This window comes from Helicobacter cinaedi CCUG 18818 = ATCC BAA-847, assembly GCF_000155475.1.
Classification (GTDB): Bacteria; Campylobacterota; Campylobacteria; order Campylobacterales; family Helicobacteraceae; genus Helicobacter_C; species Helicobacter_C cinaedi.
In genome coordinates this window covers 1-798 of record NZ_DS990425.1, presented here as the reverse complement: position 1 = coordinate 798, position 798 = coordinate 1, and the positions used below count along the sequence as shown (strand labels likewise).

Below are 798 nucleotides of genomic sequence, written 5' to 3'. Positions count from 1 at the left end.
TTAATATACAAACACCATACCGACACTATAAAAGCTATTTGCATCAATCGTTACTTTTTGAGTGGTGATTTTGTTGCCTAAAATAGCTGGAGCATCAAGTTTCATACCGCCACTTAATCCATAACTTACACGAAGTGTCCAATGATCGTCAATGGTGCAATACCAAGATACACTTCTGTCTTTCCAAAGTCTGTAGAATACTCATAGCTTACACCTACAAGAAAGCGAGAGTGTCTTCTATACTTATCAGCCCAGCCCACTTCAAGAGCAAAGGGGAAATAAGCTGAGTGTCCTGCTTCACTATATGCGTAACCTACACCTGTAAGGGCACGAAATTCTAAATTTGGGTGGAATTGTCTTTTACTGATACCTCCACGAAAGCCAGCTTACATAATAAAAGTCCCTTCGTTCCCTTGAACTCCATCAAAGTCCATTAAGGTTACCAAAGGCAAATCCACTTGTGCTGGAATACCCCAGCCACCTTCTTTTTCAATCCAACGGCGATGATCTATTTTCTTTTTTAGCTCATCAAGGTTTTTAGCGGCTTCACGATGAAACTTTCTCTCTTCTGCGCTATCAAGTTGCAAGGCAGCTTGAAAATGAGATTCTTTATTCTCATTTATTCTGCTACGCAAATTAATCCAATCTTGTTTGCTCATATTCACAGCTTCTTCTTCATCAACCTTAAATGTATTTTTAGATTGTTGAGTGTTTTTCTGCTCATCAGCTAATCCAAAATTAGCCAAAACAGCCATACTGATACCCGCAATGAAAAGTAATTTTTTCTACAAAAGCTCC

General features: G+C 38.7%; 1 protein-coding gene. It reads right to left on the bottom strand.

All coding sequences use genetic code 11. The annotated features are described in order from the left end of the window. Positions 1–386 precede the first annotated feature (386 nt). Positions 387–755, bottom strand: coding sequence for a hypothetical protein (locus HCCG_RS11425; RefSeq protein WP_002957710.1), 369 nt, complete (start codon positions 753–755; stop codon positions 387–389). Positions 756–798: the final 43 nt, after the last annotated feature.

Bases quoted from the DNA above. Each gene is read 5' to 3' on its own strand.
- HCCG_RS11425 (WP_002957710.1), bottom strand. From the start codon at position 755: ATGGCTGTTTTGGCTAATTTTGGATTAGCTGATGAGCAGAAAAACACT.